The sequence below is a fragment of the Bradyrhizobium sp. LA2.1 genome (genome assembly GCF_040547725.1).
GTDB classification, from domain to species: domain Bacteria; phylum Pseudomonadota; class Alphaproteobacteria; order Rhizobiales; family Xanthobacteraceae; genus Bradyrhizobium; species Bradyrhizobium barranii.
Window position 1 is genome coordinate 1 of sequence record NZ_JBEPQI010000022.1, and the last position, 19,204, is coordinate 19,204.

The following is a 19,204-nucleotide window of genomic DNA, read 5'->3' on the forward strand; positions in this document are numbered from 1 at the left end:
ACGGCCTGCAACGACCTGGGGGTTTGCGGGCTCCCGTCCGTCACCGCAACGTCTACAATAGCAGACCTGCGGCGCTTCGACTTACAAGGGGTCTCCATCCGCGAGTCCAATTCTCATTGAATGCGCTGAAGCAACCCCTCATCCGGCGCTTCGCGCCACCTTCTCCCACAAGGGGGGAAGGAAGAAAGAACGCAAAGAAATGGCCCCGCGAGGGGCCATTTCCATAATGCGTTACGCATCAATCCCAATGGTGACGGTGACCGCGCTTGACCACGACGACCCGGTCGTGATGGTGCCAGCCGCGATGCCAGCCGTGGTCGCGATGCTCGCGCATTTCGGCGCGGGCGCCGTAGCCATGATGGTAGCCGTTCTTGATCACCACCGTTTCGGCATTCGCCATCGTCGGTGCAACGATCGCGAGCGCGCCGAGAGCCGCAACCACATAACCAAGCTTCTTCAAGATGTCCTCCTCCAATGCAATGCACATGAGAACGGCGCATGTGTGCGAACGTTCCGGAGGAACTGGAAGAGAATTCTGAATGGATGTTCAGACAGAGCACGATTCGGAAAAGTGCGAAGCGGTTTTCCGAGCGATCATGCTCAAACGTGATGCTCAATCGCAGCGTTGCTGTGAAGGTGTCGGCGCGCCTGTCGCGACGTATTTGCCGTCCCTGATCGTGTACACACCGCGCTCGCTGCGATTGTAGATCGCGCGCAGGCTGCCATCCTTCGCCAGCAGCAGCCCGAATTCACGCGCCTGGTGCAGCGAGGGGAAGTAAACCATCACATTGAGCAGGCCCTCGGCTTCGACCGTGGCGGACACCACTTCGTTCTCGTCCCTGGCCTCGCCGAAATCGCGCCGGTACATCACCCGGCCGTCCTTCCTGATCTCGTAAGTCAAAAGCGAGCCCTTGTCGCGGTCCGGCCGGGCCGCGCAATCGACTGCCCACGAGCCCAGCAGGCCCCATTGCTCGACCGTCGCCGCAAGCGTCTCGGCGCCGGCCGCTGGCGTGAACGCAATCCACAGCATCGCCGCCGCGATCCAGCAGCCTAGACAACGCGTCATGTCCTGAAAAACCCCGCCTCGAACAAGTCCAAGTGTAGCATCCCGCGCGCGATCGTCCACGCGAGCTGGCAATCGCGCGCGAATTTGATCCGCGTCAATGAGGCCGGTCGTATCAAGGGTAGGATGGCGCTCCCGAAGGCGAAGTTGGTGAGAGCGATGCTGAATCAAGTCGTGGATTTCGCGGGCGAAGTACTGCCGGGGAGCTGTGCCGTGCCGCCTTATTCCGAGACCGCGTTCCTGGCCGAACTGGGCGAGCGCTTGAGGTCCTCGCGCGCGCGCTGCGAACTGTCACGCCGGGAGCTGGCCCGCCGCTCCGGGATTTCCGAGCGCTACATCGCCCAGATCGAGGCCGGCAAGGGCAACGTCTCGATCGTCCTGCTGCTGCGGCTGGCTTCCGCGATCCACGGCAGCCAGCCTCAGGTGGCCTAGAGCGAGCCTTAGGCCCGCTTCTCCACGTTGGCGCTGCGGGCCGGCACGCCGAACTCCTTGCGGCACACCTCGGCCAGCACGGCGACGCCCTCACGGATCTGCTGATGCGAGGGGCTCGCAAAGCACAGCCTGAGCCGCGAGCGGGAATGGGGCTTGTTGGTCGACCATTCCGGCCCCGGATTGATCGACACGCCGGCGGCGAGCGCGGCCTGATAGAGTTTTAGCGTATCGACCTGGTCGGGCAGCTTCACCCACAGGAAGATGCCGCCCTTGGGCTCCTCGAACTCGGCCGCCGTCCCGAATTGCTCGTTCAGCGCCTCCATCAGCGTATCGAGCTTGGTGCGCAGCGCCTTCGTCAACGCGGGCACGTGGGTCGAGAAATGCGGCTTGCAATAGGCGGCCAGCACCATCTGCTCCAGCGCGCCGGAGCCTGCATCCGTCTTCAGCGCCAGCATCCGCGACATCACATCCCAGGGCGCGACGATGAAGCCGACGCGCAGCGCCGGTGCGATCGATTTCGAGAACGAGCCGATATGGATCACGCCGCCGTTCGGGCTCATCGCGTGGATCGCCGGTGGCCGCTGCCCCGACCAGACGAGATCGGCGTAGCAATCGTCCTCGAAGATGGGCACGCCATATTCGGCCGCGAGCCGCACCAGTTCGGTGCGGCGGCTCTCCGGCATGATGCTGCCGGTCGGGTTCTGCACGGTCGGGATGGTGTAGATGTATTTCGGCCGGATGCCGCGGCTTTTCAAATCGGCCAGCGTCGAGGCCAGCACATCCATACGCATGCCGTCCTTGTCGAGGGGGATGCCGACGACGTTGACCCCGAGCCGCGCCAGGCGGGTCAACGAGCCCTGATAGCTGTCCTGCTCGAAGATCACGGTATCGCCGCGTGTCAGCAGCGTTGCGTTGACGAGGTCGAGCGCCTGGAGCGAGCCGGAGACGATCAGGAGGTCGTCGACGGTGCAGTTGATGCCGGCGTCGCGCTTCAGTTTTGTCACCAGGAATTCGCGCAAGGGCAAATAGCCCTGCGGCCCGTGCGCCAGGCCGTAGGTCGCGAGCGAGCGGCCTTCCTTTTGCAGGGCGGAATTGGTCGCCTCGATCAGGCCGTCGAGCGGCAACTGCTCGGAGTCGTTGTTGCCACCGACAAAACTGTACTTGGCGAGGCCCGTCCAGCGCGCGGAAGGGGCCGGCAGCCCTGCGGGAAACAGGGGCGCGAAATCGAAGCTGGACGTCATGGGAGCGTTCCTCGTTTTGTTCTTGTTGAGCGACCGGCCTTGCGCCGGCGTGCCTTACTTCTTGCCGGCCGTCCTCGTTGGACGGCCTTGGCTGATGAAAGCGTAATGCGCATTGGCGACGCCGCCAACCATCAAGGCCTCGACCACGGGCTCGGCGATCTCGCCTGTTGCGGCCCAGTCGACAAGGAAATTGGCCCCGGTCCCCCCGCGCACATCGTCGGTCGGAATGAAGATGGAGACGGTGGCCAGAGGCTTCAGCGCCACCTGACCCTTCAGGTAGGTCTCGACCTGCTTGCCTGCGGTGTCGAAATAGGCGATGCGTTTGACCACCAGTGGCTGGGTCTCGGAGGCGTTGTGAACGCTCAGCGTCACCGAGAAGTCGACACGTAGTTTGCCCTGGCTCATCGCGACGCTGGAATAGGCGGGCACATAGAACCCACCGGAGACAGCGAGTTCCTCCTTCGGCAGTGTGGTGAGCGAATCGGCAAAGTTTTGTTCGATATTGACCTTGGATTGCGCGGCTGCGGGCGCGGCAGAGGCGAGGGGACATAGCAGCATTCCTGCGAAAAGCCCTGCTCGCATGTGACGAATTGCTCGCTTGCCGCGCCGCAACCTGGCCCTAGGGTGCGGCAAAACGGACCAATTTGGTATGCACGAACTCATTCGCGACATCACTCTCTGTATTCTGTTTGCCTGGATGCTGGGCCTGCTCGCCCATTTCTCCCGGCAGCCGCTGATCCTGGCCTACCTTATCGCCGGCTTCTGCATAGGTCCATTCGGTGCCGGCTGGGTCAAATCGCAGGAATCGATCAGTGTCATCTCCGAGCTCGGCCTGATCTTCATGCTGTTCATGATCGGGCTCGAGATCGACCTGAAGAAGATCGTGCGGGCGGGAAAGGTGATCCTGTTCGCGGCGGGCGGCCAGCTCATCGGCGGCTGCCTGCTCGGGGTGCTGTTCTTCGTCGGCATCGGCCTGTCGCTCGGCGGTGGGCATTTCGATGCGGTCTATCTCTGCGTCGCCTGCGCACTGTCGAGCACTGTGATCATCGTCAAGGTGCTCTACGAGAAGCGCGAGCTCGACACGCTGCCCGGCCGCATCACGCTCGGTGTGCTGGTGCTCCAGGACATCTTCGCCATCCTGTTCCTGGCGGTGCAGCCGAGCCTCGCCAATCTCGAGGTCAGCGTCATCCTGCTGTCGATCGGCCGCGTCGCGGTGCTGGTCGCCGCCGCGCTGCTGGTCAGCCGCTACGTGCTGCCGCGCCTATTCCATCAGATTGCCCGCCGCCCCGAGCTGATCCTGCTTGGCGCGCTCGCCTGGTGCTTCCTCGTCGCCGAGACCGCGGAGCGGCTCTCACTCTCGCGCGAGATGGGTGCGCTGATCGCCGGCGTTTCGCTCTCGACCTTCCCTTACGCCCTCGACGTCACCGCCAAGGTCACCACGCTCCGCGACTTCTTCATCACGCTGTTCTTTGTCGCGCTCGGCATGACCATTCCCGTGCCGGGCCTCTCCGTGATCGGGCTTGCCTTGATGATCGCGGCGTTCACGGTGGTGAGCCGCCTCGTCACCACCTTCGCCCCGCTCTACCTGATGAAGCAGGGCCTGCGCGCCAGCCTGCTGCCGGCCCTTAACCTCGCGCAGATCTCCGAGTTCTCGCTGGTGGTGATCCAGACCGGCGTCGCCGACCATCACATTGCGGCCGAAACGGCGAACGCGGCCTCCTTTGCCTTCGTGGTGCTGGCGGTGCTCTCGACCTTCGTGATGACCCGCAGCGACGAGATCACCCGCTGGGCGATCGGCCCCCTGAAGCGGATCGGCCTGCGCGACCTCGACCATGGCAACGGCCACGCCGAGGAGGGGCACGAGGGCGGCCACGGCGAGGCCCGCCGCATCGTCATCCTCGGCTTTTTCCGTGCGGCGAGCGCGCTGCTGGCCGAGATCGAACGGCAGGCGCCGGTGCTGCTCGAGCAGATCACCGTGATCGACTTCAATCCCAATGTGTACAAGACGCTGCTGTCGCGCGGCCTGCACGTGATCTATGGTGACATCAGCAGCGCCGACACGCTGCTCCATGCCGGCGTCGGCAAGTCCGAGATGATCATCCTCAGCGTGCCGGACGCCCTTCTCAAGGGCGCCAGCAACGAGAAGCTGGTCCGCCACGTCCGTACCCTCAACCCGACCGCCATGATCGTGGCCACGGCCGATCTTTTGTCGGATGTGAGCGAGCTCTACGCGGCCGGCGCCAGCTACGTCACGGTGACCCGGCTCAGCGACGCTCATGAGCTGTTTACCGTGATCGAAGCCGCCCAGGCTGGCCTGCTGGCCGACAAGCGGGCCGAGCTCGATGTCCGGCTCGGCGAGCGGCGCGAAGTGCTGCCCTGAAGGCGGCGCGGCCGCTTTCCGTCCGGGCCGTGTGCGCCTATATCCCTGGTATCTTCGGTGCAAGCCTTAGACCCGCGGGCCGGCCCGCCATCAGGCATATGCGGTTGCGTCCAGGACACTAGCGCTTGGGGCCAAGTCCGGCTAAGGCGTCCGGCGAAGCCTCCCGGCCATAACCGATAGAGATTGGGAAATGCCCGATAACGTTCAGGAAGTCTTGCAGGCCTTTGCCCGGGGTGAGCTCGTGGTCGTCACCGACGACGAGGACCGCGAGGGCGAGGGCGATCTGATCGTCGCCGCCTCGCTCTGTACCGCCGAGAAGATGGCGTTCATCATCCGCCATACCTCCGGCATCGTCTGCGCGCCGGTGACCACCGAGGACGCGCGCCGCCTCCGGCTCGATCCGATGGTGGCCCACAACGATTCCGCGCACACCACCGCATTCACGGTCTCGATCGACTACAAGCCCGACGGCGGCACCGGCATCTCGGCCGAAGAGCGCGCCTCGTGCTGCCGCGCGCTGTCCAATCCCAATGTCGGCGCCAACGATTTTGCCCGCCCGGGCCACATCTTCCCGCTGATTGCCAAGGACGGCGGCGTGCTCTTGCGCTCCGGCCATACCGAGGCCGCGGTCGACCTGTGCAAGCTCTCCGGCCTGCCGCCGGTCGGCGTCATCAGCGAACTCATGAACGACGACGGCAGCGTGATGAAGGGCGAGCAGGTCGCCCGCTTTGCGGCCCAGCACAAGCTCAAGCATGTCACCATCGCCGACATGATCGCCTACCGCCAGGTGCGCGAGAAGCTGATCGAGCGGGTCTCGACCTTCGTCACCGACAGCCCGATCGGGCCGCTTCAGGGCTATGCCTACCGCTCGCCGTTCGATTCCATCGCCCACGTCGCGTTCGTCTATAACGGCGTCGGCGACGGCAAGAACGTGCTGACGCGCTTCCACAAGCCCAACATCGTCAAGGACATCTTCACCGGCCATAAGCGCATGGCGGCAGTGCTCGAGCACTTCAAGAAGTCCGGCCGTGGCGTCTTGGTTTACCTGCGTGACGGAGCCGCCGGTGTCCCCGTTGCCCCGCTGCCCGATGAGAGCGCGAGCGAGGCGGACCGCAACCGCCAGTGGCGCGAGGTCGGTGTCGGCGCGCAGATCCTGCGCGATCTCGGCGTCACCTCGATCCGCCACCTCACCTCGTCGGTGCACGACTACAAGGGCCTGTCAGGCTTCGGCATCGAGATTGTCGCCAACGAGCAGCTTGAAAGCTAGCGCTGTCATTCCGGGGGCGCGCGCTGCGCATCCCCGGGGTCCACGCAGAGCCATCCATCTGCAACGCAATTGCACTTGTTGCCGCGGCGCTTTACTTTGTCGGGCAAATTTTGACGGAACCAGACGAAAGGACGTTTCATGAGCGTGCGCCCTCAGACCAAGGACAAGCCGGCTGCGGCTTCTTTCCAATGGGACGATCCGTTCCTGCTCGACGAGCAGCTCACCGAAGACGAGCGGATGGTGCGCGACACCGCGCGCGCCTATGCTCAGGACAAGCTGCTGCCGCGCGTCACCAAGGCGTATCTCGAGGAGAAGACCGACCGCGAGATCTTCAACGAGATGGGCGAGCTCGGCCTGATCGGCATTACGCTGCCTGAGGAATATGGCTGTGCCAATGCGAGCTACGTCGCCTACGGCCTCGTCGCGCGCGAGATCGAGCGGGTCGATTCCGGCTATCGCTCGATGAACTCGGTGCAGTCCTCGCTGGTGATGTACCCGATCTACGCCTATGGCGACGAGAACCAGCGCAAGAAGTACCTGCCGAAGCTCGCCAGCGGCGAATGGGTCGGCTGCTTCGGTCTCACCGAGCCCGACGCCGGCTCCGATCCGGCCGGCATGAAGACCCGCGCCGAGAAGGTCTCGGATGGCTATCGCCTGACCGGCAGCAAGATGTGGATCTCGAACGCGCCGATCGCCGACGTGTTCGTGGTCTGGGCCAAGTCGGCCGAGCACGACAACCAGATCCGCGGCTTCGTGCTGGAAAAGGGCATGAAGGGCCTCTCCGCGCCGAAGATCGGCGGCAAGCTGTCGCTGCGCGCCTCGATCACCGGTGAGGTCGTGATGGACGGCGTCGTGGTTCCCGAGGACGCGCTGCTGCCCAACGTGTCCGGCCTCAAGGGCCCGTTCGGCTGCCTCAACCGCGCCCGCTACGGCATCTCCTGGGGTGCGCTCGGCGCCGCCGAGGACTGCATGCATCGCGCCCGCCAGTACACGCTCGATCGCAAGCAGTTCGGCAAGCCGCTCGCCGCGACCCAGCTCGTGCAGAAGAAGCTGGCGGACATGGAAACCGAGATCGCGCTGGGCCTCCAGGGTTCGCTTCGCGTCGGCCGTCTGATGGACGAGGGCAAGTTTGCCCCCGAGATGATCTCGATCATGAAGCGCAACAATTGCGGCAAGGCCCTCGATATCGCCCGCGTCGCGCGCGACATGCACGGCGGCAACGGCATCTCCGCCGAGTACCACGTGATGCGCCACGTCCATAACCTCGAGACCGTCAACACCTACGAGGGGACTCACGACGTCCACGCCCTGATCCTGGGACGTGCGATCACGGGCATCCAGGCGTTTTTCTAGTCGCAGCGTTCTTCGGCCGCGGCTAGTTTGCTCCGCTGTCATCGCCCGCCTTGTGCGCAATTGCGCACTGGGGGCGGGCGATCCAGTATCCCAGAGACCTCGCCTTCGCCTCAGGCGCCGCGGCGTACTGGATACCCCGCTTTCGCGGGGGATGACGGCGAGGGTTGGGGCTGCAGTGCACAGGAAGTCCCATGTCCGACAACGACGACATCCCGTTCAACCGCAACTTTCCGCTCAAAGCCGGTGTCGTCGAGGAAGTCCGTCCCGGCGTGCGGCGCGTGCTCTGTAACAATCCGAGCCCGTTCACCTTCACCGGCACGGTCAGCTACATCGTAGGCCAAGGCAACGTCGCGATCATCGATCCCGGCCCGGACGACGAGGCGCATGCGGTGGCGCTGCTCGCTGCCGTGCGCGGTGAGACGGTGAGCCATATCTTCGTCACCCACACCCATCGCGACCATTCGCCGAACACGGCACGGATCAAGCAGGCGACCGGCGCGCCCGTCTATGCCGAGGGCCCGCACCGTGCCTCTCGCCCGCGCTTCGAGAGCGAGAAGCACAATCCGGAGTCCGGCGCCGACCGCGATTTCGCGCCCGATATCAGGATCGCCCATGGCGACGTCGTCGAGGGTGCCGGCTGGCGTCTGGAGGCCGTGGCGACGCCCGGCCACACCGCCAATCATCTCGCTTTCGCCTGGCCCGAACGGAAATTCAACTTCGTCGGCGATCACGTGATGGGCTGGTCGACCTCGATCGTGGCGCCGCCCGATGGCTCGATGATCGACTACATGGAGTCGCTCGACCGCCTCGCCGCGCGCGAGGAGCATCTGTATTTCTCCGGCCACGGCCCGGAGATCCCGGACGGCCAGCGCTTCGTGCGCTTCCTGATCCGCCACCGCAAGGCGCGTGAAGCCTCGATCCTGCATCGCCTAGCCAAGGGCGAGGCCGATATCCCGACCATGGTGCGCGCGATCTATATCGGCATCGATCCCAGGCTGACGACGGCCGCCGGCTATTCGGTCCTGGCGCATCTGGAAGATCTGGTCGCGCGCGGCGTGGTGACGACGGACGGCGATCCCGTGATCGGTGGAACGTATCGAATGGCGGGGGCCTAGCTTCTCGTCATTCCGGGCCGGATGCTGCGCATCGTCCTGGAATGACAGCGGGGCTACTTCTTCACCGTCTTCGCCGGTGCCTTCGGCGGCGCGACCGGCGTCTTCTTCACCGGTTTCAGCGCGTCGGCGTCGGCGGCGGTGTTGAGATCGTCGATGAATTTTTTGACGCGCGCGGCGTTGCTGCCGAGATCACTGTCGAAATAGCGCGACGCCGAGCGGATATCGACGCGGGAATCGTCACCATCGGGCACGACCCGGATCGAGATGTCCTCGCGGAACCCCATGATCGGCGTCCGTGCCACCGCCTCGATGCGGCCGACACGGCGCGGCGGCTGCGGCTCGCGCTCGTCGATGACGAGCCATTTGCGCTTGATGACGAGCTGGCGCGCGATCGCGTAGGCCCGATCGACCGGGATCTCGAGCTCGATCGGCTCGATGTCCGGGTAGAACTGGCGCTGCTGCTCGGCCGAATAGAGGCCGGCATAGACCGCGGTGTTGGTGCCATCGCCGGTGCGCAGGTGCGCGAGCGCGTCGAAGCGCGGCGGGTCGATCGGGTTGGTGGTGATGTCGTAGATCGGGGGCAGCTTGCGGTACTGCAGGGCGAGATAAGCGGGATAAGCGAGGATCGCGCCGTTGATGAGGAAGGCGAGCAGGATGCGCCCCATGCCGCGCGAGCCGTTCTGCCAGATCGCGGCAAAGCCCGCGAGCCCAAACAGGATCGAGAGGCCGGCGATCGCGAGCCCGCCGAAGAACGTCATCAGCGCCGGTTTCATCTCCAGGAAGTCGAAGCGGACGATGATGATCGAGACCACCACCGCCACCACCGCGAACACGGCCAGATTACGCGCCCAGCTCGCGAGGCTGGACACGGGCTCCGACTGATAGGGAGCGGAAAACCTGCGGGCCATCGGGTGAAGCTCTGCCGGGGTTTTGGGCGATGTCGGCCGATTTGGCGCGACGATGGGCCGTTGAGACCACGGCCCGGGGGCAAATTCAAGGGTTCCGCATGCGCCCCGACCGTCATGCCCGGGCATAGCCGTCCGAAGGACGGCGTCGCTTCCGCTCGCCTATGCCCGGGCATCCACGTTCTCCGTGCCGCGGGGCAAGGCGTGGATGGCCGGGACAAGCCCGGCCATGACGTTGTGGAGGCTTCAATGCGTCGAGCGCTCACGCCCTCCAGGGGAGGGTGGCAGGACGCCTACGCCGCCGCGTTCGGGAAACGGTAATCCTTGAACTGGTCGCGTAGTGCGGTCTTCAGGATCTTGCCGGTCGCGGTGTGCGGAATGCCTTCGACGAAGGCGACGTCATCAGGCATCCACCATTTGGCGATCTTGCCGTCCATGAACTTCAGGATGTCCTCGCGGCTGGCCTGCTGGCCCTGCTTGAGCTGCACGATCAGCAGCGGCCGCTCGTCCCATTTGGGATGATAGATGCCGATCACGGCGGCCTCCGCCACGGCGGGATGGCCGACCGCGAGGTTTTCGAGGTCGATCGAGGAGATCCATTCGCCGCCGGACTTGATCACGTCCTTGGAACGGTCGGTGATCCGCATGTAGCCGGCCTCGTCGATGGTCGCGACGTCACCGGTGTCGAAGAAGCCTTCCTCGTCGAGGATGTTGCTGTCGACGCGGTAATAGGCCTTGGCAACGGCGGGGCCGGAGACCTTGAGACGGCCGAAGGTCTTGCCGTCCCAGGGCAGCTCCTTGCCGGCGTCGTCGGTGATCTTCATCTCCACCGCAAAGGGCGCATAGCCCTGCATCTGCAGCACGTCGAGCCGCGCCTCGCCGGTCGCATTCTGGAACGGCGGCTTCAGCGCCGCGACGCTGCCGATCGGGCTCATCTCGGTCATGCCCCAGGCGTGGCGCACGTTCGAGCCCATGTCGAGAAAGGCCTTGATCATCGAGCGCGGCATCGCCGAGCCGCCGCAGATCACCATCTTCAAAGCCGGCAGCTTCAGATTGTTGGCGGCCATGTGCTGCAGCAGCATCAGCCACACCGTGGGCACGCCCGCCGTGTGCGTCACCTTCTCGGTCGAGAGCAGCTCGTAGACGGAGGCGCCGTCGAGCTTGGCGCCGGGCATGACCAGCTTGGTGCCTTGCGAGGGGGCCGAGAAGGCGATGCCCCAGCTATTGGCATGGAACAGCGGCACCACCGGCAGCATTGTCTCGGACGCGCTGGTGCCGAGCGCATCGACATTGTTCGCCATCAGCGCGTGCAGCACGTTGGAGCGATGCGAATACAGAACACCCTTCGGATCGCCCGTGGTGCCGGATGTGTAGCACATCGCGGCGGCCGTGTTCTCGTCAAAGTCCTTCCATTCGAATTTGCCGTCGGCCTCCGCGATCCAGTCCTCGTAGGCGACCACATTCTTCAGCGTGGTCTCAGGCAAATGCGCCTTGTCGGTGAGCACGACGTAGCGTTCCACGCTTGGCAGCTTGTCGGCGATCTTCTCCAGGACCGGAACGAAGGTGAGGTCGGTCATCACGATGCGGTCCTGCGCATGGTTGATGATCCAGGCGATCTGCTCGGGGAAAAGGCGGGGATTGACGGTATGGCAGATGGCGCCGATCCCCATGATGCCGTACCAGACCTCGAGATGGCGCCAGGTGTTCCAGGCGATCGTTGCGACACGGTCGCCGAGCTTGATGCCGTCTCGCTCCAGCACCTGCGAGACCTTGAGCGCCCGCTTGTGGATTTCACCGTAGGTGGTGCGATGGATCGGTCCCTCGACCGATCGCGTAACGACCTCCTGCTTGCCATGAATCTTGGCGGCGTGTTCGATGATCCGGTGGCAGAGCAGGGGCCAATCTTGCATCAAACCAAGCATTCAGACATTCCTCCGAGGTGGGCTGGACTTTTTATAGCTCTCAGCGCTGGGCCAAAGAATTGTCATGAGTTTTAGCCTGCCGGACTTTCGCCGCAAATGGTCTTGTCGCGGCTATATGTCCGCAGGCGCGGCAATGGTTACCGCTGCGCTCGGGCTGTCGCTTGTGCTGGCGGAGCGGGCAGAAGCGCGAAAATATGCTACGCCGCTGGATATCTTCGGTCTTGGTACACCACGGCCGCGCGCGAAGGTGCACTCCGCCAGGATACCGCTACCAAAGCCCCGTCCGGAGGAGGCCCCCCAAGCAACGGACGAGGCCGCGCCGGAGGCAGAGGGGAAGCCTTCCGCAGACAAGCCGAGCGCGACCAAGCCCGTCGAGGCCGCGCCGCCGCCCGAGAAGCAGCTCTCGGTCTGCCGGCTCGCCTTGACCGAGGAGATCGCCGTCGCGCCGTCCATTCCCGATATTCGCGGCCCCGGCGCCTGCGGCGGCGAGGATCTGGTGCGGCTGGAGGCGATCGTGCTGCCGGACAAGCGCAAGGTGGCGGTCAAGCCGGCGGCGATCCTCCGCTGCACCATGGCCTCCGCGATCGCCGATTGGGTGCGCAAGGACATGGTGCCGCTGGCGGCGAGCCTCGGCTCGACCATCAGCGACCTCGACAATTTCGACAGCTTCGAATGCCGAGGCCGTAACCGCATCGCCGGCGCGATGCTGTCCGAGCACGGCAAGGCCAACGCGCTCGACGTCCGCGCCATCAAGCTCGCCAACGGGCGGTCGATCGGCCTGACCGACCGCGGCATGCCGCGCGATGTGCGCGAGCGCGTGCTGCATTCAGTCTGCGCGCGCTTTTCCACCGTGCTCGGTCCGGGCTCGGACTGGTATCACGAGGACCACATCCATCTCGACCTGGCGCAGCGGCGCAACGACTACCGGATTTGTCAGTGGAACGTCTGGGATCCCCTGCCGCAGGTCGCCCCGTTGCTGCCGGCGGGACGGCCCGAGGAGGCGCCGCCGCGCGAGGTCGCGGCCAGGCCTGAGGGCAAGGATGGAGCCAAGGATGAAGCTAAGGATGGAGCTGATGACGAGGCGGCGAAGAAATCCCCTGCGCCCGCGGACAAGTCGGCCGCCAATGGCAGCAAAGCCGAGCCGCACAAGCCGGCAACAAAAAAGCGCCGGTAAAGCCGGCGCTTTTGAATGTCCGAGAGCAGGAAGCGATCAGTAGCTGCCCGCCTGGCCCGTCTGGCTGCCGCCGAGCGCGAGGCGCGAATTGTAGGGCGAGTCGCCATGCTTCGGCTCGAGCACCACGACAATGGTGCCGACCTTGACGCGGCCATAGAGGTCGATCGCGTCCTCGTTGGTTAGGCGGATGCAGCCCGACGAGATCGAGGCGCCGATATATTCCGGCTGGTTGGTGCCGTGAATGCGGAACAGCGTGTCCTTGCCGCCGGAGTAGAGATACATCGCGCGGGAGCCCATCGGATTGTCCGGACCCGGTGCAACGTAGGTCGGCACGCCCAGTCGCGAAATCTCGCCCGGGGTCGGATGCCAGGCCGGCCACTCGGTCATGCTGCCAACCTTGGCAATGCCCGACCAGGCCATGGCTTCTTCGCCGACGGTGATGCCGTAGCGGATCGCCTTGCCGCCATCCATGACCCAGTAGAGGTAATGGTTGTCGGAATCGACCACGATCGAGCCCGGCGATTCCTTGCGGTGGTAGTCGACGATGGCGCGGCGGAACGGCTCGGCGACGGGGGTGTTCTCGTACCGGACCTTGGCGAGGAGTTCCTTGTCCTTCGGCTTGAAGGCCTTGGTGTCGGTCGCTTCAAAATGTGTGGCCTGCATGCAGCCCGACAGCATCAGGCCAGCGGCCAAAATACCCAGCATAACTTTCAGCGACGACATGATTTGATTCCAATCGACAACAACTAGCTTTCGCGGGGCTTGAGACGCGCCCAAACCACGACTCCGTTGGGCCCTATTATCGTTGAAATCTGCCACAATTCCAGCGTTTCGGACCTTTTCCCGCGCTGCAAGAGCCGAGCTGTGGCTTTTTTGCCGCAAGTTTTGCGCTCCTGTGCTGGTTTTTAGGCAAAGCACGCCCGACTGTCGATTCCGTGCCACGGTTGGGCCACGGCGCCGCCACAAATGCAAACGCCCCGTTAATGTGCTTGTCATCATGAACTTGTCAGAATCGCGCTAAGGGCTGTCAGTCTGTCGCAGGACCCTGCTGGAGTTGTGCATGTTTTCTGTGTTCGTTCCCTCCGACTCCTCCCTCAAGAAAGCGGTTGTCGAAGACCTCGCGGCGGTTCCAGAGCATGCGGTGTGGATCGACCTGGTCAACCCGACCGCGGCTGAGGACAAGGCGGTGGAGCGGCTCTCGGGCATTGCGATCCCGACCCGAGAGGACATGCAGGAGATCGAGATCTCCAGCCGGCTCTATATCGAGAACAGCGCGCGCTACATGACGGCGACGCTGATGTGCCAGTCCGACACCGACATGCCCCGGACCACGGCTGTGACCTTCATTCTCGGCGACCATCGCCTGGTGACGGTGCGCTACGACCAGCCCAAGCCGTTTGCGCTGGTCGAGGCCAAGCTGGCCCGTTCCTGCACGCCCGCGATCACCGGCGAGATGGTGCTGATGGAACTGCTGGACGCCGTGATCGACCGCTGCGCCGACATCCTGGAGCGCTGCGGCGCGGAGATCGACCAGGTCTCGCACGACATCTTCGAGCCCGAGAGCGAGCGCCACGGCCACGCCAAGCAATATTCCCAGATCCTGATCTCGATCGGCCGCAAGGGCGACCTGACCTCGAAGGTTCGCGAAAGCCTGGTGTCGATCGGCCGCGTCGTCACCTTCCTCTCCGCGGTGGTGGAGGGCGTGAAATGGTCGAAGGACATGCGCGAGCAGCTCAAGACCATGCAGCGCGACGTCGCCTCGCTGACCGACCACGCCTCTTATCTCTCCAGCAAGATCACCTTCGTGCTCGACGCCATGCTCGGCGTCGTCAATCTCGAGCAGAACAACATCATCAAGCTGTTTTCGGTCATGGCCGTTGTCCTGATGCCGCCGACGCTGATCGCCTCGATCTACGGCATGAATTTCAAGGCGATGCCGGAACTCGAATGGGTCCACGGCTATCCGATGGCGCTGGTGATGATGCTCGCCGCCGCGATCGTCCCGTACTGGCTCTTCAAGTGGAAGAAGTGGCTTTGATACCTACCGAGACCTTACGCTGTTCAACGAGACACGGTGGTTGGTGTCGCAGAATAGAGCGGGATTGAGGCCGCGCCGTGATGTGTGCCCGCCGCCCCAATTCCTCCGGTAAAATTTGAGCAGTGGGCTGAACGTTTGCGCGAAACTTGTCTGCGATAAGCAGCATGTTAGCCGCGAGGAACAGCCATGGTTGAAAAACACATAACGTCGCCCCGCAACGTCATCGATCTGGCGAATTACCGTCAGGTCCTGGCGAGCGGCAAGGCGTCGTCGATGTCGGCGCGCATGTGCCGGCACTGTGGTGCTCCGCTGCTCGACGGTGAGAACGACGACGACTGCTCGACTGCGTTCAGCACGGCCGCTCCGCGGCTGCGCGATCGGTCGCGTCGGATTCGAGTCGATTGAGGAACGGAAAGAACGGCGGGCGATCCAGGTCTTGCGGCGGCGTTGTCTGGATCGCCTTGCTTCCCTTCTTTCGGCAGATGAGCTCTAGCGTTTCACGATCTGCGCCGTCGAGACGATGGTCTCGGCGATGACGCCGTCGCGGATGAAGGGAGCCAGGTGCTCCCCGACATCGCACAGCATCGCCTCTGCATTCTCGCCCAACGCCTCCGGCGATGACGACGAGTAGGTGAGGGTACGGCGTGTCAGATCCTGCACACTGATTGTGTGGCTGGTCTCAACCGTGACGAGCTCGGTGGGCTGAAAGGCGCTGCCGCGAAAGAACGCCGGCAAGTCGCGATGGGTGCGCGTGCCCATGCCTGCCTCCTCCCAGAGCTTGGCCGGTGACCAGCGGCGGCGGACGTCGTTGTAGCCATCAAGCCACGGGTTGCGGCCGTCGGTGGCCGAGAATGAGGCGCAGATAGCGATTGCGCCGTCGTGCGCGACGAGCCGGTCGAGCAGTGCAAGCGTCAGGTCGCGATCCATCCAATGCAGGGCGCGCCCGATCGTCACGACATCGAAGCTACCGATGTCGGAAGCAAGCGTTTCGGCCTTGCCTTCGATCAGCGTGATATCCCGCCCTGCGCCCGCTGCGGCGCGTCGCGCCGCCTCGATCATCTCAGGCTCGGGATCGACGCCGACAACGCGGCCGACATAGGGGCCGAAGCCGAGCGCCAGGAGTCCGGGTCCGGTGCCGAGGTCTATCAGGCTGCTCTGTTTGGTGAGACCAAGCTTGTGTGCGACGCTGCGAAAGAATTCGCTCGGATAGGGCGGCCGCAAATGCTCGTAGAGTGACGCAGTGCTCGCGAACCGGCCCATGCTTCGCCTGCCTGGCCTTACACGTGCTGGCCGCCGTTGATGTGGATCTCGGCGCCGTTGACGTAGGAACTGGTGTCCGTGCACAGCACGTAGATGATCTTGGCGACCTCGTCGGGCGTGCCGAGACGGTGCATCGGGATCTGCTGGTCGACGATCTTCTCGGTGCCCGGCGACAGGATCGAGGTGTCGATCTCGCCCGGCGCGATCGCGTTGACGCGGACGCCGACGCGGCCGAAATCGGAGGCCATTTCGCGCGTCAGGGATGCAAGCGCAGCTTTCGATGTGGCATAGGCGGCGCCCGCAAAGGGATGCACGCGCGAGCCCGCGATCGAGGTGACGTTCACGACCGAGCCCCTGGCCGCCTTCAACTCCTCGATCAATCCCCGCGCGATCATGATCGGCGCAAAGAAATTGACGTGGAAGACGTGCGTCCAGGTGTCGAGGTCGGTGTCGACCGAGCCAAGCCGCGAGCCACCCGGCCCCTTCGGCGAGATCGCGGCGTTGTTGACGAGCGCATGCAGCATGCCGCCTTCGAGCCGGTTGCGGATGTCGGTGATCGCGCGCGCGGTGTCCAGGGGGTTGCCGAGGTCGACCTGGATGTGATCCTCGGGGCCGGCGTCCCACGGACAGTCCTCGGGGAAGGGATGCCGCGAGCAGGTGATGACGCGCCAGCCCGCCGACGAGAAGCGGATCACTGTGGCGTGGCCGATGCCGCGGCTCGCTCCGGTCAGGAGCAGCGTGCGGCGCGGCGCATTGGACGAATGCGGCATGGACATCTTTCAGGTCGGCCTAAGCTCAGGGATACATCCGCGTCTTGGACCATGGCTGGCCGGCCGCGTCACGGCGAAATTCGATACGGTCGTGCAGGCGGAACGGGCGGTCGTGCCAGAACTCGATACGCGAGGGCGTGATGCGCCAGCCGCTCCAGCCCGGCGGCCGCGGCACCTCGCCGATGATGTGCCTGGCCGCGACTTTGGCGATGGCTTGTTCGAAGGCGAAGCGGCTTTCCAGCGCCTCGGACTGCTTGCTCGCCCAGGCGCCGATCTGCGCCTGCTTGGGACGGGTGGCGAAGTAAGCGTCGGCCTCGGCGTCGGTCACCGGCGTCACGTTGCCGCGGATGCGGACCTGACGGCGCAGTGACTTCCAGTGAAAAAGTAACGCCGCCTTAGGATTTGCGGCGAGTTCGCGGCCCTTCTGGCTCGCGATGTGGCTGTAGAAGACGAAACCGTCGGCATCGAAGCCCTTCATCAACACCATGCGCACGTCTGGCAGCCCGTCGGGGTCGACGGTTGCGAGCGCCATGGCGTTCGGATCGTTCGGCTCGCTCTTGATCGCCTCGTTCAGCCAGGCCTCGAACAGCGCAAATGGCTCGTCGGCGGCGGTGAAATCACCGGATGTTAAGGGTGTCTGGTGTTTCATCGAGGTCGTGTCGGTCATGTCCGGAGTCCGAATTGCGTCCCGCGGCCCAAAACGCGTTGTTGTCCGCTACCGCCCTATATAGGGCATGGGGACGCGTTGGCCTATCGGCGATCCGGCCGTCCGGCTTTGTCATGACAATGATTCTGATCGGGCTCGGCTCTGGCGGCTGCAGCTTTTCCCGCAACGACACCAGCGCCTACGCCAAGGCCGACGACAGCGACCTGACCGGCTCGATCGCGCGGCCGGCAAAGGACGCCCCGCCGACCGACACCGATCTTGCCTTCGCCCGTAACGCCGCCTCCGACGTGCTGAGCAAGGGCGACAAGGATTCCAGCCAGCACTGGGAGAATCCGGAAACCGGAGCGCGCGGCTCGGTGACGCCGATCGCGCAGTCCTACGCCGCCGAGGACGGCCGCAAGTGCCGGGACTTCCTGGCGAGCTACGTCAATGGCAGCACCGAAAGCTGGCTCCAGGGCGCCGGCTGCCAAAGCAGCCGTGGCCGTTGGGAGATTCATACGCTAAAGCCGTGGCGGAGCTAGGAATCGGCTCCGCGGCTAGTTGCAAAAATGCCACTCGCCTCCCACATGACCAGCAGATGGGGCGGGGAGCCCTTTGAACAATTCGATTTCTCTTGAAGGAGACGTGACGGATGCGCGACCCCTATGAGGTCTTGGGGGTGCCGCGGAGCGCCAACGCTGCCGCGATCAAGAGCGCCTATCGCAAGCTTGCCAAGAAGCACCATCCCGACAGCAACAAGGATGACCCCAAGGCCGCCGAGCGCTTCTCCGAGATCAATTCGGCGAACGAGATCATCGGCGACGAGGACAAGCGCAAGCAGTTCGACCGCGGCGAGATCGACGCCGACGGCAAGCCGCGCTTCCAGGGTTTTCCGGGCGGCGGCGGGCCACGCGGCCGTGCAGGTCCCGGCGGGTTCGAAAGCTATACGTTCCGCAGTGGCGGCGCGGGCCCTGGCCAGGGCGGCGGTGCATTCGAGGACATCCTCAACAGCATGTTCGGTGGGACGCGTGGTGCGCGGCCCGGGGCCGGCGGCGCCGGGCAGTTCGAATTCGACACCGGCGGGATCGGCCTCGATCTCGACGTCAATGTCGCGATGTCCGTCTCGCTGGAAGAATCGGTCAAGGGTGGCGAGAAGCGCGTCCGGCTGCCGACGGGCAAGGAGCTCAACGTCAAGATTCCGGCCGGCGTCACCGAGGGCCAGCAGATCCGGTTGCGCGGGCAGGGCGAGAGCGCCCAGGGGCATCCGCCGGGCGATCTCCTGATCACGATCAGCATCGCGCCGCACCCGTTCTTCAAGATCGAGGGCGCTGACCTCAGGATCGACCTGCCGGTCACGCTCTACGAGGCGGTGCTCGGCGGCAAGGTCCGCGTGCCGACCCTCGGCAATGCCGTGGAACTGTCGGTCCCGAAAAACACCTCCAGCGGCCGGACCTTCCGCCTCAAGGGCAAGGGATTGCCAAAAGCCGGCGGAACCGGGGATCTCTTCGTCACCATCAGGATTATGCTACCGGACGGGAACGACGCCGAGCTTGAGGCATTGATGGAGAAGTGGCGGGACCAACACCCCTACAATCCACGTAGCGGGCTTGGCTAAGGCATGATCCGGACCCGGGGGGC

Annotated in this window: 19 protein-coding genes; 9 read left to right on the top strand and 10 right to left on the bottom strand. The window is 64.5% G+C overall.

Annotated elements, in window-relative coordinates:
• Positions 1-238: 238 nt before the first annotated feature.
• Positions 239-460: a hypothetical protein gene (locus ABIB95_RS33370; protein WP_071917652.1), complete on the bottom strand. Its 222-nt coding sequence runs from the start codon at positions 458-460 to the stop codon at positions 239-241.
• A 153-nt stretch (positions 461-613) separates the two neighbouring features.
• Positions 614-1,066: a hypothetical protein gene (locus ABIB95_RS33375; RefSeq protein WP_085401302.1), complete on the bottom strand. Its 453-nt coding sequence runs from the start codon at positions 1,064-1,066 to the stop codon at positions 614-616.
• A gap of 156 nt (positions 1,067-1,222) precedes the next feature.
• Here ABIB95_RS33375 and ABIB95_RS33380 point away from each other — a divergent pair, with 156 nt between their 5' ends.
• On the top strand, positions 1,223-1,495 hold the full coding sequence (locus tag ABIB95_RS33380) for a helix-turn-helix domain-containing protein (RefSeq protein ID WP_014497240.1): 273 nt from the start codon (positions 1,223-1,225) through the stop codon (positions 1,493-1,495).
• 8 nt (positions 1,496-1,503) lie between these two features.
• On the opposite strand, the gene ABIB95_RS33385 is transcribed toward ABIB95_RS33380, so the two are convergent.
• Complete coding sequence (locus tag ABIB95_RS33385; protein ID WP_354245767.1) at positions 1,504-2,736, bottom strand: aminotransferase-like domain-containing protein; 1,233 nt, start codon at positions 2,734-2,736, stop codon at positions 1,504-1,506.
• 54 nt (positions 2,737-2,790) lie between these two features.
• Positions 2,791-3,318 (bottom strand): DUF3124 domain-containing protein, encoded by a 528-nt coding sequence (locus ABIB95_RS33390; RefSeq protein WP_354245770.1) that lies wholly within the window; start codon positions 3,316-3,318, stop codon positions 2,791-2,793.
• A 67-nt stretch (positions 3,319-3,385) separates the two neighbouring features.
• On the opposite strand from ABIB95_RS33390, the gene ABIB95_RS33395 reads away from it, so the two are divergent.
• The 4 genes from ABIB95_RS33395 (at position 3,386) to ABIB95_RS33410 (ending at position 8,851) form a co-directional block, all read left to right on the top strand.
• Positions 3,386-5,116: a cation:proton antiporter domain-containing protein gene (locus ABIB95_RS33395; protein WP_085401300.1), complete on the top strand. Its 1,731-nt coding sequence runs from the start codon at positions 3,386-3,388 to the stop codon at positions 5,114-5,116.
• A gap of 190 nt (positions 5,117-5,306) precedes the next feature.
• The gene (gene ribB, locus ABIB95_RS33400) at positions 5,307-6,383 is read left to right on the top strand and encodes a 3,4-dihydroxy-2-butanone-4-phosphate synthase (protein WP_028148219.1); all 1,077 of its coding nucleotides are present in this window, start codon (positions 5,307-5,309) and stop codon (positions 6,381-6,383) included.
• Between the two features lie 138 nt (positions 6,384-6,521).
• Positions 6,522-7,736 (top strand): acyl-CoA dehydrogenase, encoded by a 1,215-nt coding sequence (locus ABIB95_RS33405; protein WP_028148218.1) that lies wholly within the window; start codon positions 6,522-6,524, stop codon positions 7,734-7,736.
• A gap of 191 nt (positions 7,737-7,927) precedes the next feature.
• Complete coding sequence (locus ABIB95_RS33410; RefSeq protein ID WP_354245775.1) at positions 7,928-8,851, top strand: MBL fold metallo-hydrolase; 924 nt, start codon at positions 7,928-7,930, stop codon at positions 8,849-8,851.
• Positions 8,852-8,904: 53 nt separating this feature from the next.
• Here the strand turns inward: ABIB95_RS33410 and ABIB95_RS33415 are convergent, their stop codons facing one another.
• On the bottom strand, positions 8,905-9,759 hold the full coding sequence (locus ABIB95_RS33415) for a DUF1499 domain-containing protein (RefSeq protein ID WP_354245778.1): 855 nt from the start codon (positions 9,757-9,759) through the stop codon (positions 8,905-8,907).
• A 290-nt stretch (positions 9,760-10,049) separates the two neighbouring features.
• Positions 10,050-11,678 carry a fatty-acid--CoA ligase gene (locus ABIB95_RS33420; RefSeq protein WP_063984935.1) on the bottom strand — a complete coding sequence of 543 codons (1,629 nt, stop codon included), beginning with the start codon at positions 11,676-11,678 and terminating at the stop codon, positions 10,050-10,052.
• A 64-nt stretch (positions 11,679-11,742) separates the two neighbouring features.
• Here ABIB95_RS33420 and ABIB95_RS33425 point away from each other — a divergent pair, with 64 nt between their 5' ends.
• Entirely contained in the window at positions 11,743-12,852 is a 1,110-nt protein-coding gene (locus tag ABIB95_RS33425) for an extensin family protein (protein ID WP_354245780.1), read from the top strand.
• Between the two features lie 36 nt (positions 12,853-12,888).
• Here ABIB95_RS33425 and ABIB95_RS33430 read toward each other — a convergent pair whose 3' ends face one another.
• On the bottom strand, positions 12,889-13,575 hold the full coding sequence (locus tag ABIB95_RS33430) for a L,D-transpeptidase (RefSeq protein WP_063984933.1): 687 nt from the start codon (positions 13,573-13,575) through the stop codon (positions 12,889-12,891).
• Positions 13,576-13,912: 337 nt separating this feature from the next.
• Here ABIB95_RS33430 and ABIB95_RS33435 point away from each other — a divergent pair, with 337 nt between their 5' ends.
• Positions 13,913-14,890, top strand: a complete 978-nt coding sequence (locus ABIB95_RS33435; RefSeq protein ID WP_085401296.1) for a magnesium transporter CorA family protein — start codon at positions 13,913-13,915, stop codon at positions 14,888-14,890.
• Positions 14,891-15,379: 489 nt separating this feature from the next.
• On the opposite strand, the gene ABIB95_RS33440 is transcribed toward ABIB95_RS33435, so the two are convergent.
• The 3 genes from ABIB95_RS33440 to pdxH are packed head-to-tail and all read right to left on the bottom strand — an operon-like array spanning position 15,380 to position 17,587.
• Positions 15,380-16,150 carry a class I SAM-dependent methyltransferase gene (locus ABIB95_RS33440; RefSeq protein ID WP_354245784.1) on the bottom strand — a complete coding sequence of 257 codons (771 nt, stop codon included), beginning with the start codon at positions 16,148-16,150 and terminating at the stop codon, positions 15,380-15,382.
• A gap of 17 nt (positions 16,151-16,167) precedes the next feature.
• Entirely contained in the window at positions 16,168-16,920 is a 753-nt protein-coding gene (locus ABIB95_RS33445; protein ID WP_063984930.1) for an SDR family NAD(P)-dependent oxidoreductase, read from the bottom strand.
• Between the two features lie 25 nt (positions 16,921-16,945).
• The gene (gene pdxH / locus ABIB95_RS33450) at positions 16,946-17,587 is read right to left on the bottom strand and encodes a pyridoxamine 5'-phosphate oxidase (RefSeq protein ID WP_247314133.1); all 642 of its coding nucleotides are present in this window, start codon (positions 17,585-17,587) and stop codon (positions 16,946-16,948) included.
• A 113-nt stretch (positions 17,588-17,700) separates the two neighbouring features.
• Here pdxH and ABIB95_RS33455 point away from each other — a divergent pair, with 113 nt between their 5' ends.
• A complete protein-coding gene (locus tag ABIB95_RS33455) occupies positions 17,701-18,108 on the top strand; it encodes an RT0821/Lpp0805 family surface protein (RefSeq protein ID WP_028158074.1) in 408 nt (135 codons plus the stop codon).
• Positions 18,109-18,218: 110 nt separating this feature from the next.
• On the top strand, positions 18,219-19,181 hold the full coding sequence (locus ABIB95_RS33460) for a DnaJ C-terminal domain-containing protein (protein WP_208073498.1): 963 nt from the start codon (positions 18,219-18,221) through the stop codon (positions 19,179-19,181).
• Positions 19,182-19,204: the final 23 nt, after the last annotated feature.

Coding starts and splice junctions, on each gene's coding strand:
- ABIB95_RS33375 (WP_085401302.1), bottom strand. CDS start 1,066: ATGACGCGTTGTCTAGGCTGCTGGATCGCGGCGGCGATGCTGTGGATT.
- ABIB95_RS33380 (WP_014497240.1), top strand. CDS start 1,223: ATGCTGAATCAAGTCGTGGATTTCGCGGGCGAAGTACTGCCGGGGAGC.
- ABIB95_RS33385 (WP_354245767.1), bottom strand. CDS start 2,736: ATGACGTCCAGCTTCGATTTCGCGCCCCTGTTTCCCGCAGGGCTGCCG.
- ABIB95_RS33390 (WP_354245770.1), bottom strand. CDS start 3,318: ATGCGAGCAGGGCTTTTCGCAGGAATGCTGCTATGTCCCCTCGCCTCT.
- ABIB95_RS33395 (WP_085401300.1), top strand. CDS start 3,386: ATGCACGAACTCATTCGCGACATCACTCTCTGTATTCTGTTTGCCTGG.
- ribB (WP_028148219.1), top strand. CDS start 5,307: ATGCCCGATAACGTTCAGGAAGTCTTGCAGGCCTTTGCCCGGGGTGAG.
- ABIB95_RS33405 (WP_028148218.1), top strand. CDS start 6,522: ATGAGCGTGCGCCCTCAGACCAAGGACAAGCCGGCTGCGGCTTCTTTC.
- ABIB95_RS33410 (WP_354245775.1), top strand. CDS start 7,928: ATGTCCGACAACGACGACATCCCGTTCAACCGCAACTTTCCGCTCAAA.
- ABIB95_RS33415 (WP_354245778.1), bottom strand. CDS start 9,759: ATGGCCCGCAGGTTTTCCGCTCCCTATCAGTCGGAGCCCGTGTCCAGC.
- ABIB95_RS33420 (WP_063984935.1), bottom strand. CDS start 11,678: ATGCTTGGTTTGATGCAAGATTGGCCCCTGCTCTGCCACCGGATCATC.
- ABIB95_RS33425 (WP_354245780.1), top strand. CDS start 11,743: ATGAGTTTTAGCCTGCCGGACTTTCGCCGCAAATGGTCTTGTCGCGGC.
- ABIB95_RS33430 (WP_063984933.1), bottom strand. CDS start 13,575: ATGTCGTCGCTGAAAGTTATGCTGGGTATTTTGGCCGCTGGCCTGATG.
- ABIB95_RS33435 (WP_085401296.1), top strand. CDS start 13,913: ATGTTTTCTGTGTTCGTTCCCTCCGACTCCTCCCTCAAGAAAGCGGTT.
- ABIB95_RS33440 (WP_354245784.1), bottom strand. CDS start 16,150: ATGGGCCGGTTCGCGAGCACTGCGTCACTCTACGAGCATTTGCGGCCG.
- ABIB95_RS33445 (WP_063984930.1), bottom strand. CDS start 16,920: ATGCCGCATTCGTCCAATGCGCCGCGCCGCACGCTGCTCCTGACCGGA.
- pdxH (WP_247314133.1), bottom strand. CDS start 17,587: ATGACCGACACGACCTCGATGAAACACCAGACACCCTTAACATCCGGT.
- ABIB95_RS33455 (WP_028158074.1), top strand. CDS start 17,701: ATGACAATGATTCTGATCGGGCTCGGCTCTGGCGGCTGCAGCTTTTCC.
- ABIB95_RS33460 (WP_208073498.1), top strand. CDS start 18,219: ATGCGCGACCCCTATGAGGTCTTGGGGGTGCCGCGGAGCGCCAACGCT.